Source organism: Streptomyces cyaneofuscatus, from assembly GCF_000718135.1.
Taxonomy (GTDB): domain Bacteria; phylum Actinomycetota; class Actinomycetes; order Streptomycetales; family Streptomycetaceae; genus Streptomyces; species Streptomyces cyaneofuscatus.
Map to the genome: position 1 here is coordinate 297,198 of NZ_JOEM01000016.1, position 21,036 is coordinate 318,233.

A 21,036-nucleotide genomic window follows, 5' to 3' on the forward strand; every position below is an offset into this window, starting at 1 on the left:
CCGCACGCGGCAGGGAGGCGGCCGCACATCCGCACCCGGGCCGACGCCTTGGCCTTTGCCTTTGCTTTTTTGAGGAGCACGCAGTGAGCAGCAACAACGGTGACGTCCGGCTCTGGGGCGCGCGTTTCGCCGACGGACCGGCCGAAGCGCTGGCCAAGCTGTCGGCCTCCGTCCACTTCGACTGGCGGCTCGCGCCGTACGACATCGCCGGCTCCCGCGCCCACGCCCGCGTCCTCAACAAGGCGGGCCTGCTCACCGAGGACGAGCTGACCCGGATGCAGGAAGGCCTCGACCAGCTCGAAGCCGACGTCGCGGACGGCTCGTTCACCGGGACCATCGCCGACGAGGACGTCCACACCGCCCTGGAGCGCGGACTGCTTGAGCGGCTCGGCCCCGACCTCGGCGGCAAGCTGCGGGCCGGCCGGTCGCGGAACGACCAGATCGCCACCCTCTTCCGGATGTACCTGCGCGACCACGCCCGGATCATCGGCGGCCTCATCGCCGACCTCCAGGGCGCGCTGGTCGGCCTCGCCGAGGCCCACCCGGACGTGGCGATGCCCGGCCGCACCCACCTCCAGCACGCCCAGCCGGTGCTCTTCGCCCACCATGTGCTCGCCCACGTCCAGTCGCTCTCCCGGGACGCCGAGCGGCTGCGCCAGTGGGACGAGCGCACGGCCGTCTCCCCTTACGGCTCCGGCGCGCTCGCCGGATCCTCGCTCGGGCTCGACCCGGAGGCGGTCGCCGCCGACCTCGGCTTCGAGCACGGCTCGGTCGCCAACTCCATCGACGGCACCGCCTCGCGGGACTTCGTCGCCGAGTTCGCCTTCATCACCGCGATGATCGGCGTGAACCTCTCCCGGATCGCCGAGGAGGTCATCATCTGGAACACGAAGGAGTTCTCCTTCGTCACCCTCCACGACGCCTTCTCCACCGGCTCCTCGATCATGCCGCAGAAGAAGAACCCGGACATCGCGGAGCTGGCCCGGGGCAAGTCCGGCCGCCTCATCGGCAACCTGACCGGCCTCCTCGCCACGCTGAAGGCCCTCCCGCTCGCGTACAACCGCGACCTCCAGGAGGACAAAGAGCCCGTCTTCGACTCCTGCGACCAGCTCGAAGTCCTGCTCCCCGCCTTCACCGGCATGATGGCCACCCTCACCGTCAACCGGGAGCGCATGGAGGAGCTGGCCCCGGCCGGCTTCTCGCTCGCCACCGACATCGCGGAGTGGCTGGTGCGGCAGGGCGTGCCGTTCCGGGTCGCGCACGAGGTCGCGGGCGCCTGCGTCAAGGAGTGCGAGCAGCACGGCATCGAGCTCGACGAGCTCACCGACGAGCAGTTCGCCACGATCTCCGAGCACCTCACCCCGGAGGTCCGCACGGTCCTCAACGTGCGCGGAGCCCTCGCCTCCCGCAACGGCCGGGGCGGAACGGCCCCCTCCGCCGTCGCCGTACAGCTCGCCGAGGTGAAGAAGGACCTGGAGGCGCAGAACGCCTGGGCGACCGCCCGCCGGTAGCCGGCAGGAGAGCCGAGCAGCGGTACGTACGGTGTCGTCGCAGGTGTACGAAAGGTGGAGCGGGCTACGTTGACCGGGGTAGGAGTATCCGCAACCGACCCCGAGGAGCCCGCGATGCCCTTCACCGCCCTGGCCACCGCGACGACCCCGACCGCCCACATCGGACTGGGTCTCGCGGCCGTCGGCAGGCCCGGATACATCAACCTCCACCGGGACCAGGACTTCCCCGACGGCCGGGACGTGGAGGATCTGCGCGCCCGCACGCACGAGCTGCTGGACGCGGCGTACGCGCAGGGCGTCCGGTACGTCGACGCGGCCCGCTCCTACGGCCGGGCCGAGGAGTTCCTGGGGGAGTGGCTGGACGCCCGGCCCTCCTTCACCGACCTCGTCGTCGGCTCCAAGTGGGGGTACACCTACACCGCCGACTGGAGCACCGAGGCCGAGGCCCACGAGGTCAAGGACCACAGCCTCGCCACCTTCGAGCGCCAGCGCGCCGAGACCCGCGAACTCCTCGGCGACCGGCTCGACCTCTACCAGATCCACTCGCTCACCCCCGACAGCCCGGCCCTCGCCGACAAGGAACTCCACGAGCGCCTGGCCGCCCTCGCCGCCGACGGGGTCGCCGTCGGCTTCTCCACCAGCGGCCCCGACCAGGCCGACGCCATCCGGGCCGCGCTCGCGCTCACCGTCGACGGCAACCCCCTCTTCCGTACGGTCCAGGCCACCTACAACGCCCTGGAGACCTCGGCCGCCCCTGCTCTCGCCGAGGCCCACGAGGCCGGGCTGACCGTGATCGTCAAGGAGGGCATGGCCAACGGGCGGCTGGCCGGGGACGAGGCACCCGCCGTGTTCCGCGAGATCGCCGCCGACGCGGGGGTGGGCGGCGACGCGGTGGCCCTGGCGCTCGTCCTGCACCAGCCCTGGGCCGGGGTCGTCCTCTCCGGCGCCGCCACCGTCACCCAGCTCGCCGGGAACCTGCACGCACCCGTCGTCGACCTGGACGAGGAGCAGCGGGACCGGCTGGAGGCCCTGGTGGAGGAGCCGGAGTCCTACTGGCGCCACCGCGCTGCCCTTCCCTGGCACTGATCCGGCCGGGCCTAGGAGCTCGTCAGCCGGTCAGGACGACGAGCTCCTGGGTCGCCCGGGTCATCGCCACATACCGGTCGACCGCCCCCTCGACGCCCTCCCCGAACGCCTCCGGGCCGACGAGCACCACCAGGTCGAATTCGAGGCCCTTCGACAGCTCCGGCGTCAGCGACCGCACGCGGGGCGTCGCCCGGAACGTCGGATCGCCGATGACACACGCGATCCCGTCCGTATGCGCGTCGAGCCACGCCTCCAGGACCGCATCCCGTTCCGCGGCCGATCCGTGACGGACAGGGCGCCCGCCGGAACGGATCGAGGTCGGCACGTTGGCGTCCGGCAGCACGGCCCGGATCACCGGCTCGGCCTCCGCCATGACCTCCTCCGGCGTCCGGTAGTTGACGGTCAGGGAGGCCAGCGTCACCCGGTCGAGCCCGACCCGCTCCAGCCGCTCCCGCCACGGTTCGGTGAACCCGTGCCGGGCCTGGGCACGGTCCCCGACGACAGTGAAGCTCCGGGACGGGCACCGCACCAGCAGCATCTGCCACTCGGCGTCGGTGAGCTCCTGCGCCTCGTCGACCACGATGTGCGCGAACGGGCCCGCCAGCCGGTCCGGTTCGCTGGCGGTGAAGGCGGCCGGGTCGACCAGGGTGTCCTTCATGTCCTGGCCGCGCAGCATCACCAGCGCGCCCTCGCTGTCGGCATCGGCGTCGATCAGGGTCTCGTCCGCGAGCAGTGCGTCGATCACCTGGGCCATGCCCGCGCGTTCGGCGGCCACGGCCGCCTCCTGCCGACGCCTGCGCCGCCACGCCTCCGGGTCACCGACCCGCTGCCGCGCCGCGTCCAGGAGCGGCAGATCGGAGACCGTCCAGGCCCGCGGGTTCGCGCGCTGCAACAGCCGCACCTCGTCCCGGGTCAGCCAGGGGGCGGCCATGCGCAGGTACGCGGGGACCGACCACAGGTCCCCGACGAGCTCGGCCGGATCCAGTAGGGGCCACGCCCGGTCGAAGGCGGCGGCCAGCTCCCGGTCCTGGCCCAGCGCCTTGCGGACCAGCTCCGGTGCGACCTCCTCACCGTCGTACTTCTCCAGCAGGAGCGTGAGCAGCTCCTCCCGGACCTGGTCGCGTGCCTCGTTGTGTACGGCGCCGGGCCCGGCGGCCTCGAAGGCCACGGCCCAGTCGGAGGCGGTGAGCCGGAGGTCGGCCCAGGGGGTTGTGACCGTCAGGGATTCCGTGGGCGGCTCCTCGTAGAACCGGACGGCCGCCTCCACCGCCCGCACCAGCTCCGCCGACGCCTTCAGCCGGGCCACCTCCGGGTCGGCCTCGGGTCCGGCCGTCGCTCCTTCCTCCACCAGGTCCCGCAGGGTGCAGGTCCTGACGCCCTCCTCGCCGAGGCTCGGCAGCACATCGGCGACGTACCCGAGGTAGGGCCGGGAGGGGCCCACGAACAGGACACCGCCCCTCCGCTGGGCGAGGCGCGGGTCCGCGTACAGGAGGTACGCCGAGCGGTGCAGGGCGACGACCGTCTTCCCCGTGCCCGGCCCGCCGTCCACCACGAGCGCGCCCCGGGAGCTCGCCCGGATGATGGCGTCCTGGTCGGCCTGGATGGTGCCCAGCACGTCCCGCATCCGCTCCGACCGGTTGGAGCCCAGGCTCGCGATGAACGCGGACTGGTCGTCGAGCGCGGCATGCCCGGCGAAGGCGTCCGGGGCGAACACCTCGTCCCAGTAGTCGCTGATCGACCCGCCGGTCCAGCGGTAGCGGCGGCGGCTCGCCAGCCCCATCGGGGTGGCGTGGGTGGCGCCGAAGAACGGCTCGGCGGCGGGGGAGCGCCAGTCGACCAGCAGCCGGCGGCCCTCGCTGTCGGTGAGGCCGAGCCGGCCGACGTACACGGGTGCGGAGCCGTCCTCGGCGACCATGCGCCCGAGGCACAGGTCGAGCCCGAAGCGGCGCAGGGTACGCAGACGGGCGGTGAGCCGGTGGATCTCGGCGTCCCGGTCCATCGCCTGCCGTCCCGTGCCGCCGGGCGCCCTTCGCTCGGCGTCGAGGCGGCCGGTCAGCTCGGCGATCGACGCGTCGAGGGTCCGGGCGATGGACGCGAAATGCCGCTCGTCGTCGGCGATCAACGCCGGGTCGGCCTTGGGAGAGAGGTGGTCGGGGAGGTGGAAAGCGCTGGTGGGGAGGGGGTTCACGGCGTCCGTTCAGTCGTGGAATGTTCGTGGGGCCTGAAGTCAGGCCGTCGATTCTGCGGCATATGGGGGGCCTTGCGGCAAGCCCCCCCATGCGCTATACGTTGAGAGTGGCAAGGAGTGGGTTCACCTCCTGCCGATCCCGCCGCTTCTGCCAGCCCCCCCCGGCGCTGCACGGACGCCAGGCTCCTCGCGGCGAACCTCCTGCACACCGCGTACACGCCCTTGGATCGCCGCACCTCCCTGATGAGACAATCATGTCTCATATGGCTTAAGCTCGTCTCATGACTCTCGACCGTGAGCAGGTGCTGCGCAGCGCCGCCGCCCTGCTGATCCACAAATCGACCGCCACCATGGACGAGGTCGCCAAAGCAGCCGGGATCGGCCGCGCCACCCTCCACCGCCACTTCGCCGGACGCGACGCGCTGGTGAAGGCGCTGGAGGATCTCGGTATCCAGGCGTTCGAGGCGGCCCTGGACGCCGCCCGGCTCGACGAAGGCACCGCCGAGGAGGGGCTGCGCCGCCTCATCGCGGCCGTCGAGCCCAGCGCCGGCCTGCTCTCGTTCCTCGTCACGGAGAACCAGCTCTTCGAGGGCGATCAGGTCCACGAGGGCTGGAACCGGGCCGACGCCCGGGTCTCCGCCTTCTTCCGCCGCGGCCAGGAACGCGGCGAATTCCGTATCGACCTCACCCCCGCCTGGCTGACCGAGGCCCTCTACGGGCTCATCGGCACCGGGGCCTGGGCCGTCCAGGTGGGACGGGTCGCCACACAGGACTTCCAGTACATGATCGTCGAGCTGCTGCTCGGCGGAGCCCGCCGGAGCGTGGAGCAGTGACCAGCATCGACCAACACCCGAAGACCACGGACGACGTGCGCCGCCCCGGGCGGTGGATCGCGCTCGCCGTGCTCGTCCTCGCCGTGCTGCTGGTGGCCGTCGACGCGACCGTCCTCGGCCTCGCCACCCCGTTCCTCAGCGAGGACCTCGCCCCCACCGGCAACCAGCTCCTCTGGATCGGTGACGTCTACTCCTTCGTCATCGCCGGTCTCCTCGTCTCGATGGGCTCCCTCGGCGACCGCATCGGCCGCAAGAAGCTGCTGCTGATCGGCGCCGTGGCGTTCGGCGGGGTCTCCGTGCTCAACGCGTACGCGACGACGCCCGAGATGATGATCGTGGCCCGGGCGCTGCTCGGTGTCGCGGGCGCCACCCTGATGCCGTCCACCCTCGCCCTGATCCGCAACCTCTTCCACGACCCGCGCGAGCGCAGCCTCGCCATCGGGATCTGGGGCGCCATGGCGTCGGCGGGTGCGGCGGTCGGGCCGGTCGTCGGCGGGTTCCTGCTCGAACACTTCTGGTGGGGTTCGGTCTTCCTGATCAACCTGCCCGTGATGGCCGTGCTCGTGGTCGTCGGCATCAAGCTGATCCCGGAGTCCAAGAACCCGGCCCCCGGCCCGTGGGACATGCCCAGCGTCGGGCTCTCCCTGGTCGGCATGATCGGCATCGTGTACGCCATCAAGGAGACGGCCTCGCACGGGCTGGGCTGGGGGCCCGGCGTGGCGGCCGTGCTCGGCGCCGGTGCGCTCACCTGGTTCGTCCGCAGGCAGCTCCACCTGCCCGCACCCCTGCTGGACATGCGGCTCTTCCACCACCGGGGCTTCTCCGGCGCCGTCCTCGCCGACCTGCTGACCATCCTCGGCCTGTCGGGCCTGGTCTTCTTCCTCTCCCAGTTCCTGCAACTGGTCCAGGGCCGGGGGCCGCTGGAGGCGGGCCTCGCCGAACTGCCCGCCGCCATCGGCGCGGTGACCGCCGGTCTGCTGGCCGGATTCGCCGCCCGCCGGTTCTCGGTGCGCTCGGTCGTGGCGGGCGGACTCGGCGCGGTCGGCCTCGCGCTGGGCACGGTGACCCTCCTCGACCAGCACACCGGCTACCCGCTGCTCGGCTCCATGCTGCTGGTCGTCGGCGTCGGCGCCGGGTTCTCCTTCACCGTCACCGCCGACGTCATCCTCTCCAGCGTTCCGCAGGAGCAGGCCGGTTCGGCGTCGGCCGTCTCGGAGACGGCGTACGAGCTCGGCGCCGCCCTCGGCATCGCCCTGCTCGGCTCCATCGTCACCGGCGTCTACCGGGGCTTCCCGACCCCGGCGGGCATCCCCGCCGATGTCGAGTCGGCGGCCCACGAGTCGCTCGGCGGGGCCGTCGAAGCGGCGACCGCCCTGCCCGCCGGCCAGGCGGGACCGCTGGTCTCGGCGGCCCAGGAGGCGTTCGTCGACGGGATGCGGTCCGCCGCCGGCGTCGGGTCGGCGGTGCTCCTCGCGGCAGCCGTCGCCGCCTGGTTCCTGCTGCGGGGCCAGAAGCTGGAGGACGGCATCGAGCACCCGTAGTACGCCGTCACGTGGAAGGGCCCGCACCCCGGTCTCACGGGGTGCGGGCCCTTCCACGTACCAGGCTCTACGGAATCAGGCCGCCTTGGCCTTCGTCGCGTACATGTCCACGTACTCCTGGCCGGAGAGCCGCATCACCTCGGACATCACCGAGTCCGTCACCGCCCGCAGCACATAGCGGTCGCGGTCCATGCCCTCGTACCGGGAGAACTCCATCGGCTCGCCGAAGCGCACCGTGACCTTGCCCGGCCGGGGCAGCCCGGCGCCGCCCGGCTGGAGCTTGTCGGTGCCGATCATGGCGAACGGGACCACCGGGGCGCCCGTCATCAGCGTCAGCCGCGCGATCCCCGTACGGCCCCGGTAGAGCCGGCCGTCGGGGGAGCGGGTGCCCTCCGGGTAGATCGCGAAGGCCTGGCCCTCCTCCAGCACCCGGCGCCCGGTCATCAGCGCCGCGACCCCGCCCCGGCCGCCGTCCCGGTCCACCGGGATCATGCCGCAGCCGGTGAAGAACCAGGCCATCAGGCGGCCCTTGAGACCCTTGCCGGTCACGTACTCGTCCTTGCCGATGTAGAACACCGGCCGGTCGCAGCAGATCGGCATGATCATCGAGTCGATGAAGGTGAGGTGGTTGCCCGCGAGGATCACCGGCCCGGTCCCCGGGATGTTCTCCGCGCCCTCCACCTGTGGGCGGAACATCAGGCGCAGAATCGGTCCGAGCACTGCCTTGATGACCGTTTGACGGGACAACGGTTCCTCCGGTGTCGTGGCCGGGCCGGCCGGGGCGAGTGAGGTGGTGCGGGGGGTGTTGCGCGGTGGTGTCCGGTGGTGCGAAGTGTTGGACTGTGCAGGTGAGGACGATACTCGCGGGTATGCACTGATCGCACATCGGGTTCACGGAGTGGATACGCGATGTTGACGTGTGTTTCCGCCGTGTTCGCCCCTGATCCGCCCCACGGACCCGCCCGGCTGCCTACGATCGGGCCCCGCCCGACAGATGTCAGGACAGTACCGAGCGAGGAGCATTCATGACGGAGCGTGTGTCCGGCACCCCCGGACGGCGGGCCCTTCTGGGCGCCGCGGTCCTCTCCACCGCGGCCCTGGGCCTCGCCGGTACAGCACAGGCGCAGGCCGCCGAGCGGGGACGCGGCGGCCACGGGGGCGGCCACGGCTCGTTGCGGGACCTGCCCGTGCCGACCGTGATCGGCCACCGCGGGGCCAGCGGCTACCGCCCCGAGCACACCCTCGGCTCCTACCAGCTGGCACTCGACCTGGGCGCGCACATCGTGGAGCAGGACCTCGTGCCCACCAAGGACGGCCACCTCGTCTGCCGGCACGAGAACGACATCACCGCCACCACGGACGTCGCCGACCACCCCGAGTTCGCCGGCCGCAAGGCCACCAAGAAGATCGACGGCGTCAGCTACACCGGCTGGTTCACCGAGGACTTCACCCTCGCCGAGCTCAAGACCCTGCGGGCCACGGAGCGCATCCCCGGCAACCGCCCCGACAACACCCTCTACGACGGCCGCTGGACCATCCCCACCTTCGAGGAGGTCCTGCGCTGGGCCGACCAGGAGGGCCGCAAGCGCAAAAAGCCCGTCTGGCTGTACGTGGAGACCAAGCACCCCACGTACTTCCGGAACCTGGGCCTCGGCCTGGAGGAGCCGCTCGCCCGGCTGCTGCGCCGCTACGGCCGGGACCGCAGGAACGCCCCGCTCATCCTCCAGTCCTTCGAGCCGAGCTCCGTCCAGCGCCTCGCCCGGCTGGTGGACACCCCGCGGATCGTGCTGCTCTCCGGCCCGACGACCCGCCCCTGGGACTTCGTCGAGTCGGGTGACCCGCGCACGGTGGCCGACCTCGTGACCCCCGCCGGGCTGAAGTGGATCGCCTCCTACGCCCAGGGCATCGGCCCCACGCTCGACCTGGTCATCCCCAAGGACGCCGCGGGCCGGCTCACCACGCCGACCACGCTGGTGAAGGACGCGCACGCGCGCGGCCTGCTCCTGCACCCGTACACGCTGCGCAACGAGAACAGCTTCCTGCCCGCCGACTTCCGGCGCGGCACCGACCCCAACGGCTACGGGGACGTCTTCGGCGCCGCCGCCGCGTACTTCGCCACCGGCATCGACGGCCTCTTCTCCGACCACCCGGACACCGCGCTGCTCGCGGCGGCGGACTTCGACGGGCGCTGAGCGCCACCTCGTAGGGGCCCGGCCGCCGACCGGGCCCGTACGCACGTCAGCACCGCGCCCGTACCTGCCCCGGTCGGGTGGTGCCGTGCGCCCGGGGCAACCGGCCGGGCCACCACCACGTCCGCCGGGGCATGACGCTTCTCGATCATGAACCCGACCGGACCGCCGCCACCGCCCACGTCGTCCGCGCCTTACAGCCCCTGGTGCGGGCGGAGGCGAGAGCCGAGGCACCCGCCGCCGGCCTCGACCCCGCCGACCTCGAACAGACCGTATGGCTGCGGCTGCTGGAGCGCCCCGCCGCGGCCGTGCCGCCCCGCGACCCGGCCCGCTGGGTGCGCGACACCGTCCGCGCGGAGGCCCGCAAGGGGCGCCGCGCGGTCCGGCGGGAACGCCCGTACGCCGGAACGGAACCCGCCGCCCCGGCCGCCGGCTCCCCGGAACGGGCCGCGCTCGGAGCCGCCGAACGCCGGGCGCTCCGCGCCGCGATGGCCCGGCTGCCCGGACGCTGCTCCCGGCTGCTGGACGCGATGCTGGCGCCCACCGACCCGACCTACCGCGAAATCGCAGGGGAGTTGGGTATGTCACAGGGGAGTTTGGGCCCGATCCGTTCCCGTTGCCTTGGATGTCTGCGCAGAATGCTGGCGGCGGAGGTTGTCGCCCCTGAACTGCGGGGAAGAGGGCGGTAGGCAACCGGGCGACAGGTGAGCGGGAGGCGTGCACACATGGGCATGAGCGTGATCATCTCGGCGGCGACGGCACAGGACGTGGAGCAGATCTTCCGGCTCCAGTACCTCTGCTTCCAGCGCGAGGCCGAGCTGTACGACAACTACCGGATCGACCCGCTCGTCCAGACCCTCGACGCGGTACGCGGCGAAGTCGGCGACGACCTGGTCTTCGTGGCGCGCCTCGGCGACGAAGTCGTGGGTTCGGTACGCGGATTCACCGACCCGGACGGTACGGGCCAGATCGGCAAGCTCTGCGTCCACCCCCGGCTCCAGGGCCACGGGCTCGGCACCCGCCTGCTGAACGCGGCGGAGGCGGCCCTGGCTGCCGACCGCGCCGCCACCCGCTTCCGGCTGCACACCGGACACCGCAGCGAGAGCAACCTGCGGCTCTACCGGCGGGCCGGATACGCCCAGGTCGGCAACGCCACGGGCACGGACGGCGTCCGGCTCATCCTGCTGGAGAAGGAAGCGGCGGCCCAGGAGTTCGTGGCCAGCGCCTGATCCCTGCCCGGCCGGCGACCGGCCGGGCGTCAGGCCCTCTTGGCGCGCCGCAGCCAGATCATCCCGGTGACCGGCAGGATCACCGGGATGAACAGGTACCCCATCCCGAAGTCCGACCAGACGGTGGAATCCGGGAAGGCGGACGGTTCGGCCAGCGTCCAGGCGCCGACGGCGAGGACGCCCAGCAGCTCGGCGGCGCAGCACACCAGCGCCGCCCGGCGGGCCCTCTCGCCGCCGCGCACCAGCGAGTACGTGATGAACCCGTAGACGACGGCGGCGACGGCCGAGAGCGAGTAGGCGAGCGGCGCCCGGTCGAAGCCCCGGACCACCTCGACGATGGAACGCGAGGCCGCCGCGACCGTGAACACCCCGTAGAACCAGACGAGCACCCGGCCGGGACCCGTGCCCAGCTCGAAGGACGGCTTCGCCGCCGCGTCGGCCTCGGGGCGAGGTGCCATGTCGGCCTCGGAGCGGGCCACCGCATCCGCCTCGGGGCGTTCGGTGTCACTCACGTCAGTCACCCCAGATGTCGTAGAGCCGTACTTCGAGGACCGCCAGCACCACGGCGCCCGCCGCCACCGTCACCGAACCCCAGCGGGTCCGCTCGGACAGCGACAGCACCCCGGCCGCCGGCACGGCCGCGAACGAGCCGATCAGATAGGCGATGAACACCGCCATCCCCTGCTCCGGCCGCTCCCCGCGCGCCAGCTGCACGATGCCCACCACCAGCTGCGCGAAGGCCAGCACGGTCACGACGGCCATCCCGATGAAGTGCCAGTCCTTCGTCGGCTGGTCCTTGTAGGCGGCGTGTCCACACCAGGCGGCGAGGAGGAGCGCGGTCACGGCGACCGCGACCGTCAGGGCGTCAAGCATGTAGCGAGGGTATTACGGCCGCACCGCCCGCCCGCGTGCGGCCCCGCCCGCCCCGGCCCGGTGGCACCACGGTGCCGCGGATCGTGGCCTTGGCCACAACGACCACCCGCACCATCCCCGCGGCCGCCCGCCCCCAGAGCCGTACGTCCCCCTCGCTCACCCCTATAAGTACAGGTCAGAGCCTTACGGCCGTACGTCGTCGAGTCGCCCCGAAAGTACACCGCCGACCATCCACGGCTGTCCGGAATGCGGACAGCCGGGTTCGTGCCCAGGCGTACGTCTGTTTTACTGGGGCGCATGACCACGACGAGCAGCCGCACCCTTGCGACCGAGGCGATCAGTACGCCCGGTGCTCGTTGTATGTGTCGAATGCGCGCCTTCTGAGGGCCCCCGCCTGAGTCTCGCGCCCCGAAGCGAGACCGAGCCTGCGCCGTTCGCCCCCCGTGGAACGAGCCGCCCGAGCATGCGCTGTCCCCGGCCGACCGCCGTACACAGCCGTGCTGAGACGTAAACCGGCCGACCAGCCCGAAGTCAGTCTCTTCAGACGTTTGCCCCGTGCCCGGCGGACACCCGCGCCGCGCACTCGACAGTGACGGAAACCCCTGTGATCACCACGACGGGCCTCACGAAGGTCTACCAGTCGCGCGACCGTGAGGTCACCGCGATCGACGGAGTCGACCTCCACGTCCGCGAGGGCGAGGTATACGGCGTCATCGGACAGAGCGGCGCCGGGAAGTCCTCCCTCATCCGCTGCGTCAACCTGCTGGAGCGCCCCACCTCCGGCACGGTGACCGTGGCCGGCCAGGACCTCACCGCCCTCGCCGGGCGCGGCCGCCGGGCGAGCGCGGAGCTGCGCGCGGCCCGCACCCGGATCGGCATGGTCTTCCAGCACTTCAACCTGCTGGACTCGCGCACCGTCCTGGACAACGTGGAGCTCCCGCTGGAGATCCTCGGAGTCTCCGGCCAGGAGCGCACCCGCAAGGCCAAGGAGCTCCTCGACCTGGTCGGCCTCGCCGACAAGGGGAAGTCCTACCCCAAGCAGCTCTCCGGCGGCCAGAAGCAGCGCGTGGGCATAGCCCGCGCCCTGGCGGGCGACCCCAAGGTGCTGCTCTCGGACGAGGCGACCTCCGCCCTCGACCCCGAGACCACCCGCTCCATCCTCCAACTGCTGCGCGACCTCAACCAGCAGCTCGGCCTCACCATCCTGCTGATCACCCACGAGATGGACGTCGTCAAGACGATCTGCGACTCCGCCGCCCTCATGCAGCGGGGCAGGATCGTGGAGTCCGGCACGGTCGGCGGACTGCTCGCCACCCCCGGCTCCGAGCTGGCGAGCGAGCTGTTCCCGGTCGGCGGGACCGCCTCCGGGCCCGACCGCACCGTCGTGGACGTCACCTTCCACGGGGAGGCCGCCACCCAGCCGGTGATCTCGCAGCTCTCCCGTACGTACAACATCGACATCTCGATCCTCGGCGCCGCGATGGACACCGTCGGCGGCAAGCAGATCGGCCGGATGCGCATCGAGCTGCCCGGCCGGTTCGAGGAGAACGTCGTCCCCATCGGCTTCCTGCGCGAACAGGGCCTCCAGGCCGAGGTCGTCGAGGACGAGAACGGCCCCCGGGCCCGCGCCGCCGCAACCGTCCCCGAGCAGGCGCCCGCCGCGATCACCAAGGAGGCCGTCAAGTGACCTGGTCCGAAATGCAGCCCCTGCTGACCCAGGGCACCTTCGACACCCTCTACATGGTGCTGTGGTCGGCGCTGGTCACCGTCCTCGGCGGACTGCCGCTCGGCGTCCTGCTCGTCCTCACCGACAAGGGCGGTCTGCTCCAGAACACCGCGGTGAACAAGGTCACCGGCGTGATCGTGAACATCGGCCGCTCGCTGCCGTTCATCATCCTGCTGATCGCCCTGATCCCCTTCACCACCTGGGTCGTCGGCACCTTCATCGGCCCCACCGCGATGATCGTCCCGCTCGCCGTCGGCGCCATCCCGTTCTTCGCCCGGCTCGTCGAGACGGCGATCCGGGAGGTCGACCACGGGCTCGTCGAGGCGGTGCAGTCGATGGGCGGCTCCATCCCCACCATCGTCCGCAAGGTGCTCCTGCCGCAGGCCCTGCCCTCGCTCGTCTCGGGTGTCACCACCACCCTCATCGTGCTCATCGGCTACTCCGCGATGGCCGGTGCGGTCGGCGGCGAAGGGCTCGGCTCCAAGGCCGTGACCTACGGATTCCAGCGCTTCGACAACCAGTTCATGCTGATCACCGTCGCGCTCCTCATCGTGCTCGTCAGCGTGATCCAGCTGATCGGCGACATCATCGTGCGGCTGCTGGCCCGCCGCGGCCGCACCGCCTAGGCCGTCGGCCGCCCTCCCTCTGAACTTTCCGTCCCCATCAAGCCCGAACTCCTTGTCCGGGCGCACCATCACCACTGAGAAAGAGGCACTTTTCGTGCGCAAGAACATCAAGATCACCGCAGCCGTCGCGTCCGCCGCCGCCCTCGCCCTGGGCCTGAGCGCCTGCGGTACGGACTCCGACCCGGCCTCCAAGAGCGAGAGCGGCGCCAAGGCCGACACATCCAAGGCCCTGGTCGTCGCCGCGTCCCCGACGCCGCACGCCGACATCCTGAACTTCGTCAAGAAGAACCTGGCGGAGAAGGAGGGCCTCAAGCTGGAGGTCAAGGAGTTCACGGACTACGTCCTGCCGAACACCGCCACCCAGAACGGCCAGGTCGACGCCAACTTCTTCCAGCACAAGCCGTACCTGGACGACTTCAACGCGAAGAACAAGACCACCATCGTCCCGGTCGTCAACGTGCACCTGGAGCCCCTCGGTCTCTACTCCAAGAAGATCAAGGACCTCAAGGACATCAAGGCCGGCCAGACCATCGCCGTCCCCAACGACACCACCAACGGCGGCCGCGCCCTCCAGCTGCTCGCCGAGAACGGCCTGATCACGCTCAAGGACGGCGTCGGCACCTCCGCCAAGCTGAGCGACATCACCGACAAGAAGGGCCTGGAGTTCAAGGAGCTGGAGGCCGCCACCGTGCCCCGCGCCCTGAACGACGTGGACGCCGCCGTCATCAACGGCAACTACGCCCTGGAGGCCAAGCTCTCCCCGGCCAAGGACTCCCTCGCCCTGGAGAAGGCCGAGGGCAACCCGTACGCCAACTTCCTGGCGGTCAAGGAGGGCAACGAGAAGGACCCGCGGGTCGAGAAGCTCGCCAAGCTGCTCAACTCCGACGAGGTGAAGAAGTTCATCGAGGACACCTACCAGGGCTCGATCATCTCCTCCTTCGGCGCCCCGGCCACGTCCTGACCCCCGCCAAGTCCTGACCTCCATCAGGCACTTGCCCGCCGGAGCCCCGCCCCTTCCCCCGGGAAGGCGCGGGGCTCCGGCGGGCGGACCCGCCCATACGCACCGCGGATGCGATGCTGCATGCTGTGCTTTTACCCGGTCTTCGCTTTTACCCGGTCTTCTGCATGGAGCTGCGCATGACTACCACCTTTCCGTCCGTCTCCATCAGCACGGACAGGTTGGTGATGCGTCCCTTCGAGATGGCGGACATCCCCGCGTACATCGAGATGATGAACGACGAGGCGGTCATCGCATGGACCGACGGGCCGCACCCGTACGCCCAGGTCGACGCCGAACGCTGGGTCCGCAGAATCGCCCCCGGGGAACGCACCTCGGGCCGCGGCATCGCCCTCGCCGTCACCGAGTTCCTCACCCAGCGGCTCGTCGGCAGCGTCCAGCTCCTCAACACCGACTGGCGCACCCTGGCCACCGAGGTCCGCTACATCACCGCCCCCTGGGCGCGCGGCGAGGGGTACGCCACCGAATCCGTGCTGGCGGTCGCCGAATGGCTATTCCGCGACCAGGGCTTCGAACGCATCGAGCTGCGCACCCCCGCCGACAACACCGCCTCCCAGCAGGTCGCGCAGAAGCTCGGCTGCATCAGCGAGGGCGTCCTGCGCAACGCCCGGATCGCCCGGACCCGGACCGAGAACGGCACCGACGGCGGCTGGACCGACATCCGTACCGACCTGATCGTCTGGGGCCTCCTCCCCGAGGACCTCGAAGGCGTCGCCGAGCAGCTGGCCGACGCCGGCGGCTACGGCACGTACAACGACTGGAAGTGACCCCGCACGGGCCGGGCGCTGCCTGGCCCAGGCCCCCGGCCGGCCCCTGATCCCGACCAGGTACTCTCACCCCTGCCCGCCACCGCCGGGCAGCCCCGCCCCCTCCGACACCCCCAGGAGACAGACGACGATGGCCGACCGGGTCACGGTGATCGGCTGGGACGGCTCGCCACTGCCCGGAGCGGCCACGGCCGCGCTCTCGGCCGCCACGCTCGTCGCGGGCGCCGCCCACCACCTCGCCCTGCCCGAGGTGCCCAAGAGTGCCGAGCGCATCCGCCTCGGCAGCGTCGACCTGGCCGCCCGCCGCATCGCCGGCCACCGCGGCAGCGCCGTCGTCCTCGCCGACGGCGACCCCGGCTTCTTCGGCGTCGTCCGCAGCCTGCGCGCCCCCGAGCACGGGCTCGAAGTCGAGGTCGTCCCCGCCGTCTCGGCCGTGGCCACCGCCTTCGCCCGGGCCGGGATGCCCTGGGACGACGCCCAGGTCGTCGTCGCCCACCCCCGCACCCTGCGCCGCGCCGTCAACGTCTGCCGGGCCCACCACAAGGTCGCCGTCCTCACCTCACCGGGCGCGGGCCCCGCCGAACTCGCCCTCCTCCTCGAAGGCGTCCACCGCACCTTCGTGATCTGCGAGGAGCTCGGCACCGACCGCGAACGCGTCACCGTCCTCACCTCCGACAAGGCCGCCGACCACACCTGGCGCGACCCCAACGTCGTCATCGTCATCGGCGGCGGCCCTGAGACCACCGCCACCGGTGCCTGGTTCGCCGGCCGGGAGCCCGCCTACCCCCAGGGCATCCGGGGCTGGGCCCTGCCCGCCGAGGCCTACCGGGAGGCCGGCGCCGAACGCATGCAGGAGTCCGGCGAGGGGGAGTCCCCGAACCTGCGCGCCGCCCAACTGGCCATCCTCGGCCCCCGCACCGGCGACCTGGTCTGGGACATCGGCTGCGGCAGCGGCGCCCTGGCCGTCGAGGCGGCCCGCTTCGGCGCGGCCGTCCTGGCGGTGGACGCCGACCCGGGAGCCTGCTCCCGTACGGACGCCGCCGCCCGCGCCTTCGGCGTCCCCCTCCAGATCGTCTGCGCCCGGGCCCCGCACGTCCTGGAACGGCTGCCCGAACCCGACGTCGTACGGGTCGGGGGCGGCGGCGTCCCGGTGGTCCGGGCCGTCGTGGACCGGCGCCCGGAACGCATCGTCACGCACGCCTCCACCCGGGACGAGGCCGAGGCCCTCGGCGCCGCGCTCACCGGCAACGGCTACTCCGTCGCGTGCTCGCTGCTCCAGTCCGTCGACCTGGACACCGAGGTGTGGACCGAGCGCGAACGGTCCGTCGTGTTCCTTCTCTCCGCACGGCGTTCGGACGTCGCCCCCTGACCTTTCCGCCCGGTACGGGAGGTAGGCTGGCCGATTGTTGTACCGCGCCCGGACGTTCGTCGCTTCGTTCGTCAATGTCCGGAAAAGTGGACTGTTTTGTTCCGCTCTGTGGTACGGCACCAACCGGGGGACGCGCGACGTGGCGCAGTCCACAGCGAGCCGTGGCGGAACTTCCTGCCGCGGCGGCGAACGGCCGCGAGAATAGGAAGAGGTCCGCGGGCGTCTCGTGCCGCGCGGCGAGCCCGCTCGTTCTTCATGACGAGCACCGGCGTGCCGTGGTCTCGGCGTCCCGGGCGAAGGGCCGAAGGAGCACTGACGATGGGCGAGGGGTACGCATGACTGACACCGGCCAGATCCCGGGCGAGGGACTGCCGGAGAACGCAGGCATGGTGGAGCAGCCGGGCATCCCCGCCCCGGACGCGTACACCTTCCTCGACCCCTCCGAGCACGCACCCGAGGACGACGACCTCTTGCTGATGCCGACCTCCCAGGGCGCGTGGAGCGACCCGCAGACGGTCCAGACCCCGGCGGCCCCGCAGGCTCAGGCCGCCCCGGCCCTGGCCCCTCAGGCCCCCGCTGCCCAGCCGTCAGCAGCCCAGGCCCCCGCCGCCCACGCCCCTGCCGCACAGGCCTCTCCTGCTCCGGCCTCTGTGGCTCCGGCGCCTGCCGCTCCGGCTACGGAGCAGGCGGCCCAGCAGTTCCCGGCCCCGCACCAGGAGCCGCAGTACGCGACGCAGCCGCAGGTCCCCGCGCAGGGCCAGGAGGCCCCGCTTCCCGCCGAGGCGTACGGCACCCATGAGTCCGGAGGCCGCGACACGGGCTCCGTCGACCTCGACGGCGTACGGATCCCGGCTCCGGCCGCCGCTCCCGCCCCCGCGCCCGTGCAGACCCCGACGCCGCTCGGCGCGCACGCGCAGGCTGCCTCCGCCCCGGCCCGCCGCCCCCTGCACCGGGGCCCGGCATCGGCCGAGGCCCCGTCGTACGCCGGCGGTACGCAGGGTGGCGGCGTGGTCCGCTCGCTGGCCGACCGGGGCCCCGCAGGGGCGGTGAGGACGGCACCCCCGGCCCGCCACGCGAGCCCGCCGGTGACCGGCCCCGAATACTTCGAAGCCCCGGCCGACCCGGCCTCGGCCCTGCCGGGCCCGCAGCTGGGCGAGATCCCGCCGCAGGGCGCGTCCCCGTGGGGCCCGCCGCCGCAGCAGCCGCAGCCCGAGCCGGAGGCGCCGGTGACGGCGGCGGTGGAGGCCGAGGAGCCGGTGGAGGTTTCTGCTGACCCGGCACCGGTGGTGGAGGCTGAGGCGGCGGTCGAGGCCGTCGTCGAGGCCGAGGCTCCTGCCGAGCCGGTCGCGGTGCCCGAGGCCGCGGAACCGGCGGCACCGGTGGAGCCCGAGCAGCCGGCCGCGCCGGAGGCGGTGGCCCCGCCCGAGCAGGTCGTGCCGCAGCCGGCGGAGGCTGAGGCGGCCGCGCCTGCCGAGCCCGTGGAGGTGGCTCAGCCGGAGGCGGTCGTTCCGGCCGAGCCCGGGCAGCCGGTGCAGGTGGAGCGGCCCGAGGTGGTGGCTCCGGTCCAGGTGGAGCAGCCGGTCCAGGCCGAGGCTGTGGTCGAGCCCGAGCCCGCGCAGGTCCCCGAGCCGGTCCTCGTACAGCCCGAGCCGGTGGAGCAGGTGGCCCCGGCAGAAACGGTCGTCCCGGAGCCGGTCGTCGCCGAGCAGCCGGAGGCCCCGGCGGAAGCGGTGGCCCCGACGGAGCTGCCCGCAGAGACAGCTGAGGAGACGCCCGCGGGCGCGCCGGCGGAGGTGCTCGTGGGGGTGCCGGTGGAGGTGCCCGCCGCGCCCGCCGATGTTCCGGCCGAGTCCGAAGCGCCGGCGCAGTCCGTCCCGGTGGACGCCTCCGTCCCCGAGCCCCCGGCTTCCGTACAGGAGCAGGCGCTCGCCGCCGACCCCGTACAGCCGGTCGAGGTCGCCGAACCAGCCCCGCCGGTCGAGGAGGCCGTGGAGGCTGCCGAGGTCCAGTCCGAGCCGGAGCCCGAACCGGCCACGCAGGCCGAGCCCGTACAGCCCGTCGTCGCCGCCGCCCCGGAGCCGGTGGCCGCAGCCGTGACCGACGACCCCGAGGACGGCACAGGACCCGAGGTCATCGAGACCCCGGAGCTGGAGGAGCAGCCGGTCGAGCAGCCGGCGGAGCAGCCCACGGCGGAGGCGGCGGCCCCCCAGGAGGCCTTCACCCCGCCCGCCCCCGGCTACGACGACGCCGAGCGCGAGGCGGTGCTCCGGGTCATGCGCGAGCGCCGGGACATCCGCAACGGCTTCCGCAGCGACCCGATCCCGCACGAGGTCCTGCTCCGGGTGCTGGAGGCCGCGCACACCGCGCCGAGCGTCGGCCACTCGCAGCCCTGGGACTTCGTCGTCATCCGGTCCGCCGAGACGCGCCGTTCCATGCACGAACTGGCCCAGCGCCAGCGTGAGGCGTACGCCAAGTCGCTGCCCAAGGGCCGGGCGAAGCAGTTCAAGGAACTGAAGATCGAGGCGATCCTCGACACCCCGGTGAACATCGTCGTCACCGCCGACCCCACCCGGGGCGGCCGGCACACCCTCGGCCGCCACACGCAGCCGCAGATGGCCCCCTACTCCTCGGCGCTGGCCGTGGAGAACCTGTGGCTGGCGGCCCGTGCCGAGGGCCTCGGCGTCGGCTGGGTCAGCTTCTTCGACGAGCGCGAGATGGTCCGCGCGCTCGGTCTGCCGGAGCACCTCGAAGTCGTGGCCTACCTCTGCGTCGGTTACGTCGACGAGTTCCCCGAGGAGCCGGAGCTGCTGCAGGCGGGCTGGTCCAAGCGCCGTCCGCTCTCCTGGGTCGTCCACGAGGAGACGTACGGGCGGCGCGCGCTGCCCGGCGAGGAGCCGCACGACCTGCTCCAGGAGACCATCTCCGCCATCCGCCCGCTGGACGCGAAGGCGCTCGGCGAGGCGTGGGAGCGGCAGAAGCGGATGACGAAGCCGGCCGGTGCGCTCGGCATGCTGGAAATCATCTCCGCGCAGCTGTCCGGCCTCTCCCGGATGTGCCCGCCGCCGATCCCGGAGCCCGCGGCCGTCGCGATCTTCGCCGGTGACCACGGGGTGCACGCCCAAGGCGTCACGGCGTGGCCCCAGGAGGTCACGGCCCAGATGGTGGCGAACTTCCTCGGCGGGGGAGCGGTCTGCAACGCGTTCGCCGCCCAGGTCGGCGCGGAGGTCTGCGTCGTCGACGTCGGCGTCGCCACGGATCTGCCGGCCACTCCCGGCCTCCTGCCCCGCAAGGTACGGAAGGGTACGTCGGACTTCACCACGGGTCCGGCCCTCACCCGGGACGAGGTCCTCGCCGCCATAGAGGTCGGCATCGAGACCGCCCGCGACCTGGTGGCGGCGGGCAACAAGGCGCTGCTCACCGGTGAGATGGGCATCGCCAACACGACGGCGTCCGCCGCGCTGATCTGCGTCTACACGGGGGCCGACGCCTCCGAGGTGACCGGCCGGGGGACCGGCATCAACGACGAGATGCACGCCCGCAAGGTCGACGTCGTACGGCGTGCCCTCGACCTCCACCAGCCGGACGCGTCCGACCCGATCGGCGTCCTCGCGGCGGTCGGCGGCCTGGAGCACGCCGCGATGGCGGGCTTCCTCCTCGGCGGAGCCTCCCTGCGTACGCCGGTGATCCTGGACGGCGTGAGCGCGGGCGCGGCGGCCCTGGTCGCCCGGGCCATCGCCCCCGAGGCCCTGGCCGCCTGCATCGCGGGCCACCGCAGCGCGGAGCCCGGCCACGTCGCCGCCCTCAACAAGCTGGGCCTGCGCCCCCTGGTCGACCTCGACCTCCGCCTGGGCGAGGGTACGGGCGCCCTGCTGGCGCTGCCGATCGTGCAGAGCGCGGCACGGGCGATGCACGAGGTGGCGACGTTCGACGCGGCGGGAGTGACGGAGAAGTAGTACCTCGCCCCTCCAGGGCTCGCCCTCCCAGCCCCTCCGGGCGCCTGCATTTCAGCCCCTCCGGCGTTTGAGGCTGTCTCTTATACACATCTGACGCTGCCGACGAAGGCTTAGGTGTAGATCTCGG

The 21,036-nt window shown here is 72.4% G+C and carries 17 protein-coding genes; 13 read left to right on the top strand and 4 right to left on the bottom strand.

Annotated features, from left to right (window positions below):
• Window positions 1-83: 83 nt before the first annotated feature.
• The gene (argH, locus tag IF17_RS0125870; protein WP_030570394.1) at window positions 84-1,511 is read left to right on the top strand and encodes an argininosuccinate lyase; all 1,428 of its coding nucleotides are present in this window, start codon (window positions 84-86) and stop codon (window positions 1,509-1,511) included.
• Window positions 1,512-1,625: 114 nt separating this feature from the next.
• Window positions 1,626-2,597 (top strand): aldo/keto reductase, encoded by a 972-nt coding sequence (locus tag IF17_RS0125875; protein WP_030570397.1) that lies wholly within the window; start codon window positions 1,626-1,628, stop codon window positions 2,595-2,597.
• Window positions 2,598-2,619: 22 nt separating this feature from the next.
• On the opposite strand, the gene helR is transcribed toward IF17_RS0125875, so the two are convergent.
• Window positions 2,620-4,785: an RNA polymerase recycling motor ATPase HelR gene (helR, locus tag IF17_RS0125880; protein WP_030570400.1), complete on the bottom strand. Its 2,166-nt coding sequence runs from the start codon at window positions 4,783-4,785 to the stop codon at window positions 2,620-2,622.
• Window positions 4,786-5,066: 281 nt separating this feature from the next.
• Between helR and IF17_RS0125885 the strand changes: the two genes are divergently transcribed.
• Together IF17_RS0125885 and IF17_RS0125890 are read left to right on the top strand one after the other, a co-directional pair.
• Window positions 5,067-5,618 (top strand): TetR/AcrR family transcriptional regulator, encoded by a 552-nt coding sequence (locus IF17_RS0125885; RefSeq protein WP_030570403.1) that lies wholly within the window; start codon window positions 5,067-5,069, stop codon window positions 5,616-5,618.
• Entirely contained in the window at window positions 5,615-7,159 is a 1,545-nt protein-coding gene (locus IF17_RS0125890; protein ID WP_030570407.1) for an MFS transporter, read from the top strand. The genes IF17_RS0125885 and IF17_RS0125890 overlap by 4 nt, the downstream gene beginning before the upstream one ends.
• A gap of 75 nt (window positions 7,160-7,234) precedes the next feature.
• On the opposite strand, the gene IF17_RS0125895 is transcribed toward IF17_RS0125890, so the two are convergent.
• The gene (locus tag IF17_RS0125895; RefSeq protein ID WP_026242069.1) at window positions 7,235-7,906 is read right to left on the bottom strand and encodes a lysophospholipid acyltransferase family protein; all 672 of its coding nucleotides are present in this window, start codon (window positions 7,904-7,906) and stop codon (window positions 7,235-7,237) included.
• 278 nt (window positions 7,907-8,184) lie between these two features.
• Between IF17_RS0125895 and IF17_RS0125900 the strand changes: the two genes are divergently transcribed.
• The 3 genes from IF17_RS0125900 (at window position 8,185) to IF17_RS0125910 (ending at window position 10,577) form a co-directional block, all read left to right on the top strand.
• Window positions 8,185-9,351: a glycerophosphodiester phosphodiesterase gene (locus IF17_RS0125900; RefSeq protein WP_030570410.1), complete on the top strand. Its 1,167-nt coding sequence runs from the start codon at window positions 8,185-8,187 to the stop codon at window positions 9,349-9,351.
• Between the two features lie 131 nt (window positions 9,352-9,482).
• Window positions 9,483-10,037, top strand: coding sequence for a sigma-70 family RNA polymerase sigma factor (locus IF17_RS0125905; RefSeq protein WP_030570413.1), 555 nt, complete (start codon window positions 9,483-9,485; stop codon window positions 10,035-10,037).
• 36 nt (window positions 10,038-10,073) lie between these two features.
• Window positions 10,074-10,577, top strand: a complete 504-nt coding sequence (locus IF17_RS0125910) for a GNAT family N-acetyltransferase (RefSeq protein WP_030570415.1) — start codon at window positions 10,074-10,076, stop codon at window positions 10,575-10,577.
• Between the two features lie 29 nt (window positions 10,578-10,606).
• Here the strand turns inward: IF17_RS0125910 and IF17_RS0125915 are convergent, their stop codons facing one another.
• On the bottom strand, window positions 10,607-11,035 hold the full coding sequence (locus tag IF17_RS0125915) for a hypothetical protein (RefSeq protein ID WP_030570418.1): 429 nt from the start codon (window positions 11,033-11,035) through the stop codon (window positions 10,607-10,609).
• A gap of 55 nt (window positions 11,036-11,090) precedes the next feature.
• Window positions 11,091-11,450 (bottom strand): hypothetical protein, encoded by a 360-nt coding sequence (locus tag IF17_RS0125920; protein ID WP_030570421.1) that lies wholly within the window; start codon window positions 11,448-11,450, stop codon window positions 11,091-11,093.
• A 604-nt stretch (window positions 11,451-12,054) separates the two neighbouring features.
• Here IF17_RS0125920 and IF17_RS0125925 point away from each other — a divergent pair.
• From IF17_RS0125925 to cobT, 6 genes are all read left to right on the top strand, one after another.
• Window positions 12,055-13,137: a methionine ABC transporter ATP-binding protein gene (locus IF17_RS0125925; RefSeq protein ID WP_030570424.1), complete on the top strand. Its 1,083-nt coding sequence runs from the start codon at window positions 12,055-12,057 to the stop codon at window positions 13,135-13,137.
• Complete coding sequence (locus IF17_RS0125930; RefSeq protein WP_018515267.1) at window positions 13,134-13,802, top strand: methionine ABC transporter permease; 669 nt, start codon at window positions 13,134-13,136, stop codon at window positions 13,800-13,802. Before IF17_RS0125925 ends, IF17_RS0125930 begins: the two co-directional genes overlap by 4 nt.
• Before the next feature lie 94 nt (window positions 13,803-13,896).
• Window positions 13,897-14,763, top strand: a complete 867-nt coding sequence (locus IF17_RS0125935; RefSeq protein ID WP_030570427.1) for a MetQ/NlpA family ABC transporter substrate-binding protein — start codon at window positions 13,897-13,899, stop codon at window positions 14,761-14,763.
• A 176-nt stretch (window positions 14,764-14,939) separates the two neighbouring features.
• Entirely contained in the window at window positions 14,940-15,587 is a 648-nt protein-coding gene (locus IF17_RS0125940; protein ID WP_051884119.1) for a GNAT family N-acetyltransferase, read from the top strand.
• A 130-nt stretch (window positions 15,588-15,717) separates the two neighbouring features.
• A complete protein-coding gene (cbiE, locus tag IF17_RS0125945) occupies window positions 15,718-16,956 on the top strand; it encodes a precorrin-6y C5,15-methyltransferase (decarboxylating) subunit CbiE (protein WP_030570432.1) in 1,239 nt (412 codons plus the stop codon).
• Between the two features lie 335 nt (window positions 16,957-17,291).
• On the top strand, window positions 17,292-20,909 hold the full coding sequence (cobT, locus tag IF17_RS0125950; RefSeq protein WP_030570434.1) for a nicotinate-nucleotide--dimethylbenzimidazole phosphoribosyltransferase: 3,618 nt from the start codon (window positions 17,292-17,294) through the stop codon (window positions 20,907-20,909).
• Window positions 20,910-21,036 lie beyond the last annotated feature (127 nt).